Source organism: Microcoleus asticus IPMA8, assembly GCF_013179805.1.
GTDB classification, from domain to species: domain Bacteria; phylum Cyanobacteriota; class Cyanobacteriia; order Cyanobacteriales; family Microcoleaceae; genus Microcoleus; species Microcoleus asticus.
The window spans coordinates 1-20,028 of record NZ_SRRZ01000134.1 but is presented as its reverse complement, the minus strand read 5'-3'; the positions used below and the strand labels follow the sequence as shown (position 1 = coordinate 20,028).

Here is a 20,028-nt window from a genome sequence, read left to right as displayed (position 1 = left end):
TTTCTGCCCCTGAAGTTTTTAAAATAATTTGGTTGAGGCTACCGAACAATTCATCAAGCTGAATTTTACTGGATAAAGCTTGAGCAGCTTGTACAATAGAGGCGAAATCAAGGGCCTCGGAAATACTCGTGCTGCTGGTGCTGGAAGTCTGCGAAGAGTGGGTAATGGTTGCTAGCGTCTCTAGAGGATTAAAGCGAAGTTTGGGCTGATTCAGAATGGGATGAAGTAATTGCGGAAACCTTTTTTCTAAGTCTTGAACCTTGGCGAGTGCACCCCAACGGGCATAACAGTAATATGCCTCCTGCATATAGCTGGCGGCGACTTTTTCTTTGCCCCATTCCCAGTAGAACTTGGCAGCTAATTCGTTGGCTAACGCTTCTTCTTGGAGATATTCGTTTTCTTTGGCTCCTTTAACTGCAAGGTCGTAGCACTCAATTGCCTCTTTGTATCGATCGAGAACGCGGTAACGTTCGGCTTCCACCAGTTGCCACTTGTGCAAGTGATTCATCGGGGCATGAGAGGCCCATTGCTGTAACTTACCTTGATTTTCTTGCACTTGATGCAGTCGATCGTCCGACTGTGCAGTTGATTCAGGCTGTATGGCAAGCACCGTTAGAGAATCGTAGAAGTAAAAGACAGGTTCGAGAATTGTTCCCATACATCTTGTCAGGTGTTGTCTGGCTCGATCCGCATCCTTTTGTGCCTTAACAATGTCTCCCAGCCAGAAGTTCAATACGAATCTGTGGTGGTAAAAGATACACAACCGAAACATATCGTTGGATGCTTGCACCTGAGAAACCAATTCTTCCTCATAAGAATCTTTGCGTAAAGGAACCTCATCCTCCGAGCGCCCCAGAAGGATCAGAGCTGTTTCCCAGTAAATTAAATAATGCTTGGCTGTAGTGATGATGTTGAGGTCGCGCAAATGCTGGTGGTAGGCGCGAATTTGGGGTTCGAGTTCGTTGAGCGGTTTCCCTGACCACAAGGAATTCAAGGAAAACATTTGTACAGTGTAGACAATGAATTCCAGATCGCCCGTTTCCAATCCCGCTTGATAGCCATCCTGAAAAATCGGTAGCGTTTCTCTCACATGAGCGACGCAGTGATGAACGTATCCCGCAAATACATTAAAAGTTGCAGCTCGGATATTTTTAGCCTCTGGCTCTGATGCCAGGCGATAAGCTAATTGCCCAAACTGCTGCACCTGTGTTATCTCTTGCCACAGCATATTGAGTAGGAATGCGTAGCTAACATAGCTAATGGGAGAAAAGAGACTATTACCAAATTGAATTGAAAGCTTGACCTGTAGTGCAACTACTAAGGGATAAAGCGGCGAACCTGTCAGGTAACACGAAGGCAGAATGCTATCAGCAATCTGCATAATGGCAAGCTTTTGAGCATCCCTCATCTTCGGCAGATGAATCAACTCCTCAATCGAGCGATCGCCGAGTGATGCGTTGATTTCCTGTCTCGCCTGCTGAATATCCTCGGTCGTTGGGCTATCAGGCAGGCTGACTTCTAGCAATTGAAGGACAGATTTACCTGTCGAGAGTGCCGCTAAAAATTCATTGCGGGAGTTCAATGACTGAATTTTTATTTGATAGATTTGCATCCGATCTAAGGGAGTTTTAGCATGGTGCAGCGTCGCTTCAATCCTTCGCTCCATTCCCTCAAAATCACCACACAACCAGGCAATCTCGGCAGCTAATTCGTGCAGGGATAACGTCATTTCATATTGTCGCTGCCAAGCTTCAAATCCTAATAATGTCAGTCCGACTGTGGCATACTCGCGTGCGGCTTGATAAGCGGTGGCGGCTCTGGCTTTGCGGCAAGCTGTGAGGTTGAGTTTGCCTAAGTCGTCTCGTTCGGTTTGTTCAACAACAAGTGTGGTTCCATAATTTAACTGATTGACTAATTCAAAAATGCGTTCTTCTCTGGCTTCTGCTGAAATTTGTTGCAGGAGTAATTGCCCGATTTGATAATGAGCGATCGCGCGTTCTGCTTCCGGAATCAAAGAATAGGCCGCTTGTTGGACGCGATCGTGCAAGAATCTATAGGAAACTGTTTGAGAAGTCGCTTCAGAAATCGCCTGTTCTGCGCCTACATAAAATTTATAAACTTCACTTTGGGGAATAATCAGTTCTTCCTGTAAAGCTTTCCACAATGCGGTTGCGGTTTCCGCCTCCGAACTCTCTGAAACAATTGCCAATGTTGCCAGCTCGAACTGGTTGCCAATGCAAGCGGCTAATTTTAAAACTGACTGAGTTGTTGCTGGCATTTTTTGCAACTGCTGCGCCATAAATAGCACCACATCATCAGTGAGCGCTGCCTCTCTCACTTTGCTAATATCGCACTGCCAATGTCCTAATTGGATATCAAAACTAATCAATTTATCCTGATGCAATGCTTTGAGAAACTGCGTCGCAAAAAATGGGTTTCCTTGAGTTTTTTGATAGACCAATTCTGTCAGCGGTTGTGCCAAATTAGGATAACAAACTAGCATATCCGCTACCAATTGATTCAAACTGATTTGGCCCAGCGGTGCTAATGTAATAGTGTTGAGTGTGGTTTCTGCCTTCCTCACTTCATCGAGGGTCAACATCAGGGGATGGCCTGGTGATACTTCATTATCCCTATAGGCTCCCAGCAGCAAAAGAAAACCCAATTGCGACTCATTGACGAGCAATTGCATTAACTTCAGCGATGCCGAATCCGCCCATTGTAAGTCATCCAAAAATATCACCAAGGGATGCTCTTTTGTGGTGAAGACAGCAATGAATTTGTGGAAGAGCAAATTAAAGAGATTTTGAGCAGCTATCCCTGATAATTCTGGGGCTGGAGGTTGCGATCCAATAATTCGTTCGAGTTCGGGAATGACTTCAATAATGACTTGTCCGTTGTCACCGAGCGCTTCGAGAATTTGAGTTTTCCATTCTTTGACTTTGGCATCACTTTCACTGAGTAATTGTGCCATAAAATCGCGAAATGCCTGGACAAATGCCGAGAAGGGAATATTGCGGTTAAATTGGTCGAATTTGCCTTTGATGAAATAGCCGCGCTGCCGGACGATCGGTTTATGTACCTCGTTGACTACAGCCGTTTTTCCAATCCCGGAAAACCCAGCGACCAGCATTAATTCTGATGTGCCATTTGCCACGCGATCGAAGGCATTCAACAGGGTTTGTACTTCGGTTTCTCGACCATAAAGCTTTTCAGGAATCAGGAAGCGATCGCATACATCCCGCGTTCCCAACTCAAAACTTTCAATGTTTCCAGTTTCTTGGTGCTGCTGCCAACACCTTTCTAAGTCATGTTTCAATCCCAAGGCACTTTGATAGCGCTTTTCGGCATTCTTTGCCATCAGCTTCATCACCATATCTGAAAGCACCTGCGGAATTTCTTTGCTGTTTATTGAAGGAGGTTGTTTGGCAATATGGCAGTGAATCAACTCCATCGGGTCGTCGCATTCAAATGGCAGTTTTCCTGTCAGCAGTTCGTAAAAGGTGGCCCCCAGAGAATAAAAGTCGGTGCGGTAGTCGATGCCTCGGTTCATTCTTCCGGTTTGTTCGGGAGAAATATAGGCTAGGGTTCCTTCTAAAACGTTGGGATTGTGAATTTCTTGAGTTTCTCTCGGCAGTAGGGAGGCGATGCTAAAGTCAATCAGTTTGACTTGTTTAGTTTCCGGATGTATTAGCACGTTCGCTGGCTTAATATCTTTGTGGATAACTCGATGCCGATACAGTTCATTGAGAATGTCAGTTATTTGAATGGCAATTTCTAAGATTTCTGCCAGAGTCAGCGAGCGCTCTTGGGCGTAGTCGCGCAGAGAAATGCCGCCAAAATCCTCCATTACTATAGCATAGCTGTGGCGATAGGACTCCAAATTGTAGGGTTCAACGACTCCAGGCAGACGTAGGTTTTTGGCGATCGTATATTGGTTGCGGAATTGCAGCAGTTCGCTGAAGCTGGGATAGTCTCGATTTAATAGTTTAATCACAACCGGAAGCCGATCTGTTTCTCGAATGGCTCGATAAACTAGGGTTCTCGAACCGCAGTATAATTGCTCACCCAGATGATATCCTGAAATTGTGTTTGTCAAATCCACTGCTGCACTCATCTGGATTACTCCTTCTCAGACATTGACTATTGTAACTAATTATACATTTTATTTGTCGGGTCTGAGGAAAATAGAACTACGAGATCCCCAACAGACCGACTCTACCGCTCTTATTTTTTATTTTTAAAAAATTATCTATCAAGATAGTCTTATCCTTTCACTGGCAACAAAATTGTAAACTCCGTTCCTTCTCCCAATACAGAATTTACCTCGATTGTACCGCCGTGTTTCTCAACCACAATTTGACGAGCGATCGCCAATCCCAAACCTGTCCCTTTCCCCACTGCTTTCGTAGTAAATAAGTGATCGAATATTTTTTGTTTGACTGATTCATTCATCCCCCAACCGTTATCAGCAATAATAATTTTCACGCGGTTATCAACTAAGGAGGTTTGAATGGTAATGCGGTTGGGATTAGCCTTGATTTCTGCAAAACTTCGACCAGTATTTGATTCATCCAACGCATCGATCGCATTGGCGAGAATGTTAATAAATACCTGGTTAAGTTGTCCGGGGAAACATTCAATCGCCGGAATATTGCCGTAGTCTGTCACTACTTCAATGGCAGGCCGCTCATCCGAAGCTTTCAATCGATATTTAAGAATTAAAATCGTGCTATCGATGCCCTCGTGGATGTTAAAAGCAACTTTGTAGTCTTTGTCAGCTCTAGAAAACGTGCGGAGCGTCGTGCTGATACCTTTGATGCGATCGCAGCCCAATTGCATGGAATCCATCATTTTGGGCAAGTCTTCGATGATATAGTCTAAATCAATCTCGACTGCATGATCGGCAATGTTGGCAGCAGATGTTTTGCTGCGATACAAATCTAGATGTTCTGTTAAGTCTTGAACGGTGGATTTGGCTTCATATAAATTGCCGGAAATAAAGCCTATGGGGTTATTAATCTCATGGGCAACGCCAGCAACTAAGTTTCCCAATGCTGACATCTTTTCGCTTTGAATCATTTGCAATTGGGTTTGCTGCAAGTCATGTAAGGCTTGTTCTAATTCTTGAGATTTTTGGATAATGCCGGCTTCGGCACGTTTGCGATCGCTAATATCCAACAATAATCCATCCCAAACCACAGTTCCATCCGCGTGTTGTTCAACTCGAGCTTCAGCGTGAATCCATTTGACAATCCCTGATGGTGTAATAATTCGTCCTGACCACTCCAAAGGAGTCAATGTTTGTATTGAGTCGAGAAGCGACTGCTCGTAACTGGCAGCATCATTTGGATGTACCATCTCCGTGAAAAAGTGCACATTGGCGATCGCCTGTTCTGGCGTGGTTTCCAACAAGTCGTAACACTCAGCACTGATGTAGGTCAGATATCTGCTTCGATCGAGAGTCCAGCAGGCTTGATAAACAACACCAGGAACATTATCTACAAGTTTCTCAAAGCGAGAGTTACTCTCACTCAATTTAGCGAATGACTGCTCTAGCTGTTGGGCATAGGTTTGTGACTGCTCGTAAAGTCGGGCATTTTCCAGGGAAATTGCCGCTTGAGCGCATAACAGATTGAGCAGTTCGACGCGATCGCTAGTAAAAGCTCCAGTGACTAAGTTATTTTCTAGATATAAAATGCCGATTAACTTGCCTTGATGCAAAATCGGGCTGCACAAAATACTCTTAGGTTTGTGTTGCTGAATGTAAGAGTCATTAATTAATTGCGGATACACGGTGGCATTAAAAATCACCGCCGGTTTTAAGCTGCGTTTGACAGTATTAATTAAGCCAATTGGTACATTCTGTGACTCTTCAACAGGCTGTGGATTAGTCAGCATTGAAGAAAAATCAACTTTAGCATTCTCATTGTTATCTAAGCTTAGCCTTGCTAATGCTAGAATCAGTAAATTATTTGACTCCTTCAGCATTAATACACACTTATCGGCTCCCGCATTTTCAATAACGATATGCAGCAACGATGAAAGCAGTTTTTCCAATTCGATTTCGCCAGAAAGAGTTTGAGAAGCTTTCAGAATGGCAGCTAAATCTAAAGCCACAGAGATATTGCTACTGCTGGAAGTAGCGGAACTGGTGGATGAGACACTCCACAATCTAAAAATAGTTTCATTCGTGGAGAAGGTAGAACGGGTTTGCTGTAATATGGGAGCAAGCAGTTGGGGATAGCGTTTTTCTAAGTCAATAATTTTGGCGGTCGCTCCCCAACGAGCGTAGCAATAGTAGGCTTCCTGCATATAAGCTGCGGCAACTTTTTCTTTGTTCCAGTCGAGGTAGAATTTTGCTGCTAGCTCATTGCTGAGTGCTTCTACTTGGATATAGCCGTTGGTTTTGGCTCCAGCAATAGCGCGATCGTAAGACTCAGCCACTTGCCAAGTTTGACTAAAATTTCTAGCTTTTTCTGCTTCTACTAGCTCATATTGATGTAAAAAATTTTCAGGGGCATGATTAACCCAAATTTTTCTGAGCTGCTGGTTAGCATCTACTATTTTCAAGCATTCAATTTGTTGACTTTCCTCCAATTCCGGATATTGAGCTAGCAAAGAAAGTGAATAGTAAAAGTTATGTTCGCTGACAGCAAGTAATCCCGGTGCATTGGCAAGATAAGAGCCTGCTAGTTTCAGGTAATTAATTGCTGCTTCATATTTACCGATCGAGTACGAAAACAAACCTCTAAGGACAGACAAAAGAAAGAGAGGAGTAAAACTTTTATTGGCAATCAGGTCAGACTCTAATTGTTCAGACTCTTGAAAATATTCAGGCAATTCAAATTTACTAAAGTCATTTTCCTGCAAGTTCAAAATAGTCAGGCGACCGATCTGAAGAATCGTTGTCGCATATTGATGCTGGAGTTGGGTGAGGATTTGTAAATAATCATCAACTTTCTTCTCTAGTTCTGGCAAATGCACCCCCAGAAACAACAGACTCACGCAATAATGAATAATTGAATATCCCCCATTCTCTATATCTCCAGTTTCTAAGCCACTAGAAAATCCCTGCACGCCAATTGCTAAATCTATATTCTCTCGCGCAGGTTTTTTCCAGTGTCGGATGCAGTTGCCAAATATGTTCAAAACCTTCGCACTGCATAGTTGAGCACCGACTTCTTCTAATATATCTACTGACATCTGACCCAATTGATAGCCCTGCTCGATATCTTCCATTGTCGCACAAAGGAGCATCCCATAAAGAGAATAACCATAAGGTGAATACTTGGAATTACCGTAGCGAATCGAGAGATGAAGAAAGGTGTTAATAATTTCGATTAGTAATTGGGGTCGTTGCACGTAACCTGGACCAGTTAAGGCCATCAAGACTTCCATTGCTGCTTCTTTATATGGATCGGTCATCAGAGGAAGATTGATTAACTTCTCAACTTGAAGTTCCTGCTTTTGGGGTGGATTTGGTTCTAAATTGACGTTCAGTTCTTGCAAACAGAATAGCCCAACATCAAACACTTCATTATACATACATTGTACATTATACAACTGTAATTGAATGCGATATACGGGTACGCGGTCTAAGATTGAAGCTGATTTTTTGAGGGTAATATCAATCAATTCTTCCGCTTGCTTGTAGTTGCCATTGAGATATTCAGCTTCCGAAATACTTGTATAGAGATGATGTGTCAGTGCGTAGTTAGTTTCCCAACTCTCACTCGATAACAGCGTCTTACCTGTATTTAAATACTTGAGTGCTGCTTCATAAGCAGTAGCAACTTTGGCTTTTTCACCTGCCTTTAAGTTTAGTCGAGCAATCAATTCCCGTTCAGATTCTTCTTGCAGTAACTTCACCCCATAATTAATCTGATTGAGGATGGTAAAAATATTCTCTTCGAGATTTTCAGAGGCGGTATTTTCTAATAAGAGACGACCAATTTTTAAGTGAGTCATCTGCTTTTGCTGTTCGGGAATCAAACAGTATGCTGCTTGCTGAATCCGATCGTGTAAAAACTTATAGTAACATTGTTGGGTGTTGGGGGTTGAATGTTGAGTGTCGAGTTCTAAGTTTTGATAAAACTTGTAGATTTCGCTCTGGGGTAAAATTAGTCCTTCTTGCAAGGCTTTCCACAACACTGTCGCTGTTTCTATTTCCGATTGTTCGGAAACAATTGCTAGTGTTGCTAAATCAAACTGGTTGCCAATGCAAGCGGCTAGCTTTAAAATGTTTTGCGTTGCGGTCGGTAACTTTTGTAGCTGTACTGCCATGAATTCCACTACATCATCGGTGAGTGCTAGCGATCGCACCTGCGCTACATCACACTGCCAGGAACTTATCTCCCAGTCAAATGTAATCAGCCCATCCTCATACAACGCCTTCAAAAACTGCGTCGTAAAAAACGGATTGCCCTTGGCTTTTTGATAGACTAACTCTGTTAAAGGCAGTGCCAGTTCGATCGCACAACTAAAAGTGTCTGCAATCATAAGATTCACGTCAGATTGACTTAACGGAGTCAGCGCGATCGTGTTGACAATTGCCTTTGTTTTTTCGATTTCCTCCAACGCCAGCATCAGCGGATGGGCTGGAAAAACTTCGTTATCGCGGTAAGCACCAATAATGAATAGATAGCCCCCCTCTGCTTGACTCATCAACAACTTCATCAAACTGAGGGATGCTGAATCTGCCCACTGTAAATCGTCCAAAAACATCACCAGTGGATGCTCTGGCGTGGCAAAAACTTTAATGAATTTTACAAACAGTAGATTGAAGCGATTCTGTGCCGCACTAGCAGCAAGTTCGATCGCAGATGGTTGTTTGCCAATAATTTCTTCTAGTTCGGGAATTACATCGATCAAGACTTGCCCATTTTCACCCAAAGCAGACAAAATTTTGGCTTTCCACTGTTCTAACTGAGCATCGCTTTCACTCAGCAGTTGCCCCATCAGATCGCGGAATGCTTGTACTAATCCCGAAAACGGGATATTGCGTTGAAACTGATCGTATTTGCCTTTGATGAAGTAGCCTTTCGAGCGCACGATGGGCTTATGCACTTCATTGACAATTGCTGTTTTGCCAATCCCCGAAAAGCCAGTTACTAGCATTAGCTCAGATGCGCCATTGGCGACTCGTCCAAATGCTTGGAGTAGGGTTTCTATTTCCGCTTCTCGTCCATAAAGTTTGTCGGGGATGAGAAAGCGATCGCACAGATCCCGTCGCCCAATTTCAAAGTATTCAATCTGACCGCTTTCTTGAATTTGAGTTAAACAATTTTCTAAATCATATTTTAGTCCTAATGCACTTTGATATCTATTTTCAGCATTTTTGGCAATCAACTTATTAACAATTTCTGAGAGAATAGGAGGAATTCTTGAATTAATTTCATGAACTAATGGCGATGCTTTGGCAATATGACAATGGACGATTTCCATTGGATCGTTGGAGTCAAAAGGTAATTCTCCGGTGAGTAATTCGTAGAAAGTGATTCCTAAAGAATAAAAGTCAGTCCGATAGTCAATTCCCCGATTCATTCGACCTGTTTGTTCTGGAGAAATATAAGCCAGTGTCCCTTCTAACACATTGGGATTGAGTAGTGTTTGTGTTTCTCTGGGTAGCAATGATGAGATACTAAAGTCAATTAATTTGATTTCTTTCGTTTCCGGATTGATGAGAATATTACTGGGTTTGATGTCTTTATGAATGATGCGCTCGCGATACAGTATATCTAAGGTATTGCAGAGGGCGATCGCGATTTGTAAAAACTCCCTCAAAGAGAGTCGATTTTTTTCTTTCAGTGCCCATTCTTGAAGAGAAATCCCACCAAAATCTTCCATGACTAACACATAGCCCTTTTGGTAGACTTCTAGGCTATAAGTTTGAATAATCAGAGGTGAATTAAGATTTTTAGCAATCGTGTATTGATTGCGAAACTGTACCAGTTCGCTAAAGGTGGGATAGTTGTTTTTTAGGAGTTTAACGATCGCAGGTAATTGGTCTGATGTACGGATAGCTCGATATACTAAAGTCCGACTTCCTGAATAAACGGTTTCAAGAATTTGATAGTTAGGAATTTGAACGGTTGTGGTAGAGTTGGTGTTTGGGAGAGAGTTATTCATGGCCGTTTTTATTGGAAAATTGATTGGTGAGTCATGGGTTAAATGACTCTGGATGCTAGGTAAAATTAACGGGTTTATTCTGCCTTGATAGGTAAAGTGATGATAAATTCAGTTCCTTCTTCTAGTATCGAGTGAACGTGGATGGAACCGCCATGTTTTTCTGTAACGATTTGTTGAGCGATCGCCAATCCTAACCCCGTGCCTTTCCCTACAGCTTTTGTTGTAAATAATTGGTCAAAAATCTTTTGTTTGACTGATTCACTCATCCCTTGACCATTATCAGCAATGGTGATTTTTACCTCTTGATTGTCCGCGGAGGTTATAATTTTAATCCGATTAGGGTTAGCCTTGATTTGGGTAAAAGTCCGCCCAATATTTGACTCATCTAAGGCATCGATCGCATTGGCCATAATGTTCATAAACACCTGGTTTAGCTGTCCGGGGAAGCATTCGATCTCGGGAATATTGCCGTAGTCTTTCACTACAACGATTGCGGGTCGCCGATCGTTGGCTTTCAATCGATATTTGAGAATTAAGATTGTGCTGTCGAGACCTGAGTGGATATTAAAAGGAACTTTGTAGTCTTTGTCAGCGCGAGAAAAGGTGCGGAGTGAAGTGCTGATATCTTTGATGCGATCGCAGCCCAATTGCATCGAGTCAATGATGTTGGGTAAATCTTCGATGATATAGTCTAAATCGATATCTTCGGCATGGTCGGCAATCTCTGTTTCTAGGGCGCGCTCGCGATAGAGATTGAGATGCTCCATTAAGTCTTTAACTGTGGATTTAGCTTCATTCAAATTGCCGTAAATAAAGCCGACAGGGTTATTAATTTCATGAGCAACGCCAGCAACTAAGTTACCCAAAGCCGACATCTTTTCGCTTTGAATCATTTGCAATTGAGTTTGCTGCAAATCATGCAAGGCTTGCTCTAGCTGTTGAGCAGAGGTTTGTGACTGCTGATAAAGTCGGGCATTTTCTAGGGAGATAGCAGCTTGAGCGCAAAGTAGGTTGAGGAGTTCGACGCGATCGCTTGTAAATGCCCCCGGCGCTAAATTATTTTCTAGATATAAAATGCCCAGCAATTTCCCTTGATGCAAAATCGGGCTGCACAAGATACTCTGAGGCTGCTGACGAATAATATAAGGGTCATTGGCCAAAGTCGGATCGATCGTGGCATCAAACAGCACAACAGTCTGCTTGTTGTGCTTGACTTTGTAAATCAGCCTCAGAGGAATGTCGTGGCTATCATCAACCAGAATGTGCTGGAATACGACTGGCTTTGACCCCTCAGTAATTGACCCTTCGATCAGTAGACGATCGTCTTGCAAGAGCATGAACCAACATTTATCAGCCCCCGCATTTTCGATGACAATAGAAAGCAACGATGAAAGCAGTTTTTCAAATTCAATTTCGCCGGAGATAGTTTGAGAAGCTTTAAGAATGGCAGCTAAATCTAGAGTTTCAGAGGCACTGCTACTGTGGGAAGTCGGGTAATTGGTAGAAGTAACACTCCCCAATGTGAAGATAGTTTCGTTAGCTGACAGGGGAGAACGGGTTTGCTGGAGAATGGGAGCAAGCAGTTGGGGATAGCGTTTTTCAAGGTCAGCAACTTTGGCTTTCGCACCCCAACGCGCGTAGCAGTAATATGCTTCTTGCATATATGCTTGGGCGAGTTTTTCTTTCCCCCCATTGAGGTAAAATTTGGCAGCAAGTTCATTCGCTAGTGCTTCTTCTTGGATAAATGCGTTTTCTTTTGCAGAGGCTATAGCGCGATCGTAGTAATCCATTGCTTCATACATCTGCCCCAACACCCGATACTGTTCTGCTTCCACCAAATAAAATTTGTGTAAATGGTTTGTGGGTGCATGGTGTGCCCATTGTTTGAGTTTTTTCTGGTTGCTAATAACTTCCTGGGGAAGGGATTGGCGAAAGCCGCCGAAGCCATCGCATTCTCTACTTTGAGCGTTGGGTAATATAGCAAGATGGGTTAATGAATCGTAAAAGTGAAACACCGGAACCTTAAAACAGCCGGATATTCCGCTCAAATATTGTTTGGCATCAACTGCCACTTTAATTGCTTGATCCCACTCATTAAACAAGTAACAAAGAATTAATTTATTGATATATAGTGTTCCCATTGCGTAAAGATCGTTAGCTTTCTGATGCAAGGGCAACATGATGTGTTCGTCATAGATTACACCTTGAATTTCCCAAGGACACTTGCTCTGACCGAGCAAATTTAAGACGGATTGATAAAAGACTCTAAGATAGTTATGAGCGACTTCCTGTTTGAGTTGAGCTAATGCCTGATTGTAAACCTTCATCTCTAGTTCTAGGATTGACAAATTTTTTCCTAGAAAAAAGGACAGCGAGCAGTAATTGTAGGCACAGTAAGCAGCATATTCTAAAGTACCCATCTCTAGACCGCTGTGGTATCCGTCCAGTAAAGGAGCAAGTGAATCTTGAATATGATATTTCCAAGGCTTTACAAACGGATAAACCATGTTAATAGTGCTGGCTTTAAATTCTCTACTCTCAAAGCGTGATAGTAGTTCCATTGCCAGTTGACCAACGCGATTACCTAAATCTATTTCCCCAAGATCGCACAAAATTACTCCATACCAAGCATAAGCCTGCGCTGATACAGCAGCATTACCATATTCAACTGATAAGCTAACTTGCTTGCAGACGATTAACGGCAGTAGTTTTGGAATCGCTTGATAGACTGCTGCTGTCACGGTTCCTAAAATTCGCATCACTGCCAGAGCTTGAAGGTCAACCATCTCAGGTAGTGCCAACAAATCTTCTAAATCTTTTCCTTTTAATACATCTTGAGCCTGTTGCAAACTTTGATTGATCTCTGCGTCAGTGGGCTGCTCTGGAAACGATATTCCAAATAATTTCAAAGCAGAAAGAGCGGTTTTAATAGCTTTGGGCTGTTGGCTCTGGGCTACGTCAGCTAAAATTGTTACTTCATAGACCTTAACTTTGTCTAGTAATTGACGAGCATTTTGTACTACCCGCTCGACTATCTGTTCCATTTGTCTAAACTCACCGCTTAGACAAGCTACTTCTGCGGCTAAATCATGTAGTGCCAAGGTTATATCATAGTATTGTTGCCAACAACTTCCTGTGAGAAGTTGTATGCCTTTAGTGGTGTATTCAATTGCTGCGATGTAAGCGGTTGCAGATTTGGCTTTTTGTGCAGCAGCTAAATTTAGCTTTGCTAATTCCTCGCGTTCTATTTCAGAGAGAATTAAATCGGCTCCTTTGTTTAATTGATTGACAATCTCAAAGATTTTTTCCTCTTTTTCTGTCTTGCTCATTACACTTAAAAGCAATTGCCCAATTTTTAAGTGGGTCAGTTGTTTTTGCTCGTCGGGAATCAGCGAATAAGCAGCTTGCTGTACTCGGTCATGTAAAAAATTGTATATAACCTTCTGAGAACTTTGTTGAGGAACTGCTTGATTTTCTTGCCCGACATAAAACTTATAAACATCACCAACTGGTAAAATCAACCCTTCTTGTAATGCTTTCCACAAAGCAGCAGCCGTCTCAATTTGGGATTGTTGCGAAACAATTGCCAATGTTGCTAAATCAAATTGATTGCCAATACAAGCAGCTAACTGCAATATCTGTTGAGTTGAAGGCGGTAGCTTTCCTAATTGCAATGCCATAAAGACAACAACATCATCTGTAACCGCAAGCTGATTTACTTGTACAATGTCACATTCCCAGCCTCCTTGTACCCCCCTCTGTCCTCCCTTGGTAAGGGGGGTGGGGGATAGAGAGGGATAGTTAAATTGAATTAGTCGCTCTTGATGTAAGGCTTTGAGAAATTGCGTAGCAAAAAATGGATTTCCTTTGGTTTTCTGAAATATCAGTTGAGAAAGAGGCCATGTCAAACTTTCGGTCGATTTCAGGGTGTCAGCTACTAACTGATTTACTTTTCTTGGGCTTAGTGGTGCTAAATTAATCGTATTAATCGTTGCTTGGCTTTTTTGAATCTCACTCAAGGTCAACATTAATGGATGTGCTGGATTGACTTCGTTATCGCGGTATGCACCTATTAATAACAGATGACCTGTATCAGCCATTAAAAGCTGCATTAATTTCAGCGATGCCGAATCTGCCCACTGTAAATCATCTAAAAATATCACTAATGGATGTTCTAAGGTGGTAAAAATTTGGGTGAATTTTTGAAACAATAAATTAAATCTATTTTGTGTCGCAGTTCCTGATAACTCTATCACAGGTGGTTGTTGACCGATAATTATTTCTAGTTCGGGTATGACTTCAATAAATATCTGCCCATTTTCTCCAACTGCTGATAATATTTGGTTTTTCCAGTGCTGAATCTGTGCATCGCTTTCGGTTAACAATTGCCCAATTAAATCTCGGAATGCTTGCACAAATGCACTCAAGGGAATTTTCCGTTGAAATTGATCGAATTTACCTTTAATAAAATAACCGCGTTGCCGCACAATCGGTTTATGAACTTCCTTGATGACTGCTGTTTTTCCAATTCCCGAAAACCCAGCTACTAGCATCATTTCTACCCCTCTATTTCCCCCCTTAGCAAGGGGGAATTCAGAGGGATTAGCGATTCGCTCGAATGCTTGTAGTAGAGTTGATACCTCGGTTTCTCTTCCATAAAGTTTATCGGGGATGATGAAGCGATCGCTTACATCTTTTTGAGCAATTTCTAAGGATTCAATTTGACCAATTTCTTTAATTTGAGTAAAACATTTCTCTAAATCAAACTTCACTCCTAATGCACTCTGATAGCGGTCTTCGAGATCTTTTGCCATCAATTTACTAACTATTTTTGATAGTAGAGGCGGGATTTGTGGGTTAATTTCATGTACTAAGGGCGCTGCTTTGGCAATATGACAATGCACCAACTCCATCGGATCGTTTGATTGAAAAGGTAACTCTCCTGTCAGTAATTCGTAGAAGGTAACACCTAGAGAATAAAAATCAGTCCGATAGTCAATCCCCCGATTCATTCTGCCAGTTTGTTCTGGGGAAATGTAAGCTAGTGTTCCTTCTAACACCTTGGGATTGATTAGTGTTTGCGTTTCTCGCGGTAGTAAAGAGGCAATACTAAAGTCGATTAATTTGACTTGTTTGGTGGCGGGATTAATTAAGATATTGCTGGGTTTAATGTCTTTGTGAATGATGCGATGCCGATACAATATATCTAAGGTATTGCAGAGGGATCTCGCGACTTCTAAAAATTCTTTCAATGAGAATTTGTTTTTCCCTTTGACTGCCCATTCCTGAAGAGAAATCCCCCCAAAGTCTTCCATCACTAACGCATAGCCATTTTCATAGGGTTCCAGGCTATAGGTTTGGACGATCGAAGGTGAATTAAGGTTTTTGGCAATGGTGTATTGATTGCGAAACTGCACGAGTTCGCTAAAGGTGGGATAGTCGTTTTTCAGGAGTTTGATGACGACAGGTAATTGGTCTGATGTACGGATAGCCCGATATACCAAGGTGCGACTTCCTGAATAAACTGTGGAGATAATTTGATAGTTGGGAATTTGAACATTTGTAGGAGTGTCGCTATTTTTGTCAAAGTTATTCATGGCTATTGTTGTTTGATAATTGATGAGTTAGTGCTTGCTTAAATGAGCCTGAAGAAGAGAGAGTCTTAACTTTTTTGTTAGGTGTGAGTGGGTAAGGTGACGATCAATTCAGTTTCTGTTCCCATTATAGAGTTGACGTGAAGGGAACCCCTATGTTTTTCGACGACGATTTGACGCGCGATCGCCAGTCCCAAACCCGTGCCTTTCCCGACAGCTTTCGTTGTAAATAAATGGTCAAATATTTTTTGTTTGACTGATTCATCCATCCCCCGACCATTATCAGTAATACTAATTTTCACGCGGTTATCTACTAAGGAGGTTTGAATGGTAATGCGGTTGGGATTAGCCTTGATTTCTGCAAAACTTCGACCAGTATTTGATTCTTCCAGTGCATCGATCGCATTGGCAAAAATGTTCATAAACACCTGGTTAAGCTGTCCGGGGAAGCATTCGATCTCGGGAATATTGCCGTAGTCTTTCACTACTTCAATGGCGGGTCGCTCATCGTTGGCTTTCAATCGATATTTGAGAATTAAGATCGTGCTGTCGATGCCAGAGTGAATGTTAAAAGGAACTTTGTAATCTTTGTCAGCTCTAGAAAACGTGCGGAGTGAAGTGCTGATACCTTTGATGCGATCGCATCCCAGTTGCATCGAGTCAATCATTTTAGGCAAATCTTCGATGATATAGTCTAAATCAATATCTTCGGCATGGTCGGCAATCTCTGTTTCTAGGGCGCGAGATCGATAGAGATTGAGATGCTCCACTAAGTCTTGAACGGTGGATTTAGCTTCATTCAAATTGCCAGTTAGGAAGCCGACGGGGTTATTAATTTCATGAGCAACGCCAGCAACTAAGTTTCCCAATGCCGACATTTTTTCGCTTTGAATCATTTGCAATTGGGTTTGCTGCAAGTCATGTAAGGCTTGCTCTAATTCTTGAGATTTTTGGATAATGCCGGCTTCGGCACGTTTGCGATCGCTAATATCCAACAATAATCCATCCCAAACCATAGACCCATCGGCAAGTCTTTGGATTCGAGATTCCCCATGAATCCACTTGATAATTCCAGAGGGTGTAATAATTCGTCCTGACCATTGCCATGGAGATATGGCTTGAAAGGCTTGAGTTTGAGACTGTTGATAACTCACGGCATCATCTGGATGCACCATATTGTCGAAAAACTGCCAATTGGACATGGCTTGCTCTTGGGTAATTTCTAGTAAGCTGTAACAGTCGGCACTGATGTAGCTCAACGATATAAACCCATCGGCACTCATGCGATATTGATAAACTACCCCAGGCACATTGTCTACCAGGTTATGGAAGCGAGAGTTACTAGCACTCAAGTTTTCAAGCGAGTGCTCTAGCTGTTGGGAATAGGTTTGTGACTGCTGATAAAGTCGGGCATTTTCCAAAGAAATAGCCGCTTGAGCGCAGAGTAAATTGAGCAGTTCGACGCGATCGCTTGTAAATGCCCCCCTCGCTAAATTATTTTCTAGATATAAAATCCCCAACAACTTCCCTTGATGCAAAATCGGGCTGCACAAGATACTATACGGCTGCTGACGAATGATATACGGGTCATTGGCTAAAGTCGGATCGGCCGTCGCATCCAGCAACATAGTAGTCTGCCTGTTGCGCTTGACTTTGTAAATTAGCTTCAGGGGAATGTCTTGACTGTCTTCAATGGGAAGGCGCTGCAACACAACTGGCTCCGTCCCATTGATAATTGACCCTTCGATCGATAGGCGATCGTCTCGCAAGAGCATTAACACACACTTATCTGCTCCCGCATTTTCGATGACGATAGAAAGCAACGATGAAAGCAGTTTTTCCAGTTCGATTTCACTGGAGAGAGTTTGGGAAGCTTTGAGAATTGCAGTTAAATCTAAAGCTACAGAGACACTACTACTACTGGAAGTGGCGGAACTGGTAGATGTGACACTCCCCAATGTAAAGATAGTTTCGTTAGTGGACAGAGGAGAACGAGTTTGTTGGAGGATGGGAGCAAGCAGTTGGGGATAGCGTGTTTCCAAGTCGGCGACTTTGCCTTTAGCGCCCCAACGAGCATAGCCATAGTAGGCGTTCGTTATGTATTCCTGGGCAATGCGTACTTTACCCCAGTCGAGGTAAAATTTGGCGGCGAGTTCATTGGCCAGTGCTTCTTCTTGGATGTATTCATTGGCTTTGGCTCCTGAAATGGCGCGATCGTAATGTTCAATTGCTTCGGCTTTATTGCCTAAAACCCGATACTTTTGGGCCTCAACTAAATACCATTTATGCAGATGATTCATCGGAGCATTTTGCGCCCATTGATGCAGAATAGTTTGATGAATTTTGGCTTGGGCAAGCATTTCGGCTTGCTTTGCTTCTGGCTGGGTGGGAAAGAGTACCAGGTACGTAAGTGCGGCATAAAAATGAAAAACGGGAACATGAATCAATCCCGATATTGCCATCAAATTGGGCTTGACTTGGGTGATGTAGTCGAGGGCAGCCTGATAATTGCCATAGTAGTAGGCAAGCATCAGTTTGTAAGTGTAAGCAAGAGCGATCGCTGTGAGATCCTTGTCCTGATGGTGCTTAGAAAGCATCACCGTTTCATCGTAGGCACTGCCAATTAAGCAATCCGACAGAATACAGCCTTCCCTCAAGTTCTGCACAGTCTGCTGCATCATATCCAAAAAAGTCTGGGCAGAATGTTGTTTTATCTGCACTAATACAGCTCTGTAAGCTGCTATTTCTGGTTCCCAAATGTCCAGTTCTACCCCAGCAAAAAGTTTGGCATTTAAGTAATCGAAGGAGTTGTAGCCAGCGTTGAGAAAATCACCAGTTTCCATGCCAGTTGCATAGCCATCTTTCATCGTCACCATCGTTGCCATTAGAGATTCCTGATGATGTTGAACCCAGGCCGCAAACAGAAGTAGAACTTTAGACTCGAATTCCCTGACATTCAATTGGTCAACCAAGTTGATTGCTAATCGCCCAAAGTTATACCCTGATTTCACTTCTCCCACAAAAGCACATAACACCATACTGTGAATCGCATACCCCACCGTCGATCCTGGTGTATTCCCAAACTGGATTGATAAACTCACCATCGTTGCGCTCAGTATGGGCATTAATCCCGGCATTCCCTGTAGAATCGGTGAAAATAATATTCCTAACAGTTGCATAGCTGCCTGAGTGTGGCGATCGCTCATTACAGGTAGATCGACTAATTCCTCAATCTCTCTATCACCTTGAAGACTAGCTACGGTTTGTAGGGCTTTAGCAATTTTGGCTTCGTCAGGTGCAGTGGGGAGTTCAACCCCTAATTGAAAGAGTGCATCTCTTCCCACTGCAATGGCTTCTAATATCTTGCTCTGGGCTGTCTGGGCGACAATTTGAATTTGGTAAATTTTGATTTTGTCTAAAATCGTCTGAGCTTCTTGTAACACCAGTGCTGCTATTGTTTCCATACCATCAAAATCAGCATTCAAATAAGCAGCTTCGGTAGCAGCAGCATAGAGATTCAGAGTCAATTCATATTGATCTTGCCAGCAGTTGGCTGTCAGTATTTCAATCCCTGTTTGCAAATAAACTCTTGCCGCACTATATGCTGTAGAATTTCTGGCTTTCTGTCCCGCTTTTAAGTTAAGTTGAGCTAAGGCTTCTCGTTCTTGCGGTTGAGTAATTAACTCAATTCCTTGGTTTAAATGCCCAACAATATCAAACAGTTTTTCTTCTTGCTCTAACTTGGATAATTTTTGTTGAAGTGATTGTCCAATTTTGAGATGAGTTGCTGTTTTCTGTTCATCGGGAATCAGGGAATAAGCTGCTTGTTGTACTCGGTCATGTAAAAATCTATACTTGGCTATTTGTTTAGTAGTATTTTCATTTGACACTACCAATCTCTCATTTTCTTCTCCCTGATAAAACTTATAAACATCGCTGAGCGGCAAAATCAACCCTTCTTGTAATGCTTTCCATAAATCCGCCGAGGTTTCAATTTCTGATTTTTCTGAAACAATTGCCAAAGTTGCTAAATCGAACTGATTGCCAATACAAGCTGCTAACTGCAATATTTGTTGAGTTGATGGTGGTAGTTTTCGCAATTGAAAACCCATAAATGCCACAACGTCATCTGTAACTGCTTGCTGATTCACTTGTGCAATGTCACATTGCCACCCCCCTGTAGCCCCCCCTTGGTAAGAGTGGGTTGGGGGGGTGAATTGAATCAGTCGATCTTGATGTAATGCTTTGAGAAACTGGGTAGCGAAAAACGGATTTCCTTGAGTTTTTTGAGAGATTAATTGAG

The 20,028-nt window shown here is 42.5% G+C and carries 4 protein-coding genes; all 4 read right to left on the bottom strand.

The features are described from left to right. A partial coding sequence (locus E5S67_RS26450) for an ATP-binding protein (RefSeq protein ID WP_172191617.1) occupies positions 1–4,117 on the bottom strand: 4,117 nt, incomplete at its 3' end. A gap of 149 nt (positions 4,118–4,266) precedes the next feature. Then, positions 4,267–10,131, bottom strand: coding sequence for an ATP-binding sensor histidine kinase (locus tag E5S67_RS26445; protein WP_172191615.1), 5,865 nt, complete (start codon positions 10,129–10,131; stop codon positions 4,267–4,269). A gap of 74 nt (positions 10,132–10,205) precedes the next feature. Continuing rightward, positions 10,206–15,728: a trifunctional serine/threonine-protein kinase/ATP-binding protein/sensor histidine kinase gene (locus E5S67_RS26440; protein WP_172191613.1), complete on the bottom strand. Its 5,523-nt coding sequence runs from the start codon at positions 15,726–15,728 to the stop codon at positions 10,206–10,208. Positions 15,729–15,805: 77 nt separating this feature from the next. Then, a partial coding sequence (locus E5S67_RS26435; RefSeq protein ID WP_172191611.1) for a trifunctional serine/threonine-protein kinase/ATP-binding protein/sensor histidine kinase occupies positions 15,806–20,028 on the bottom strand: 4,223 nt, incomplete at its 5' end.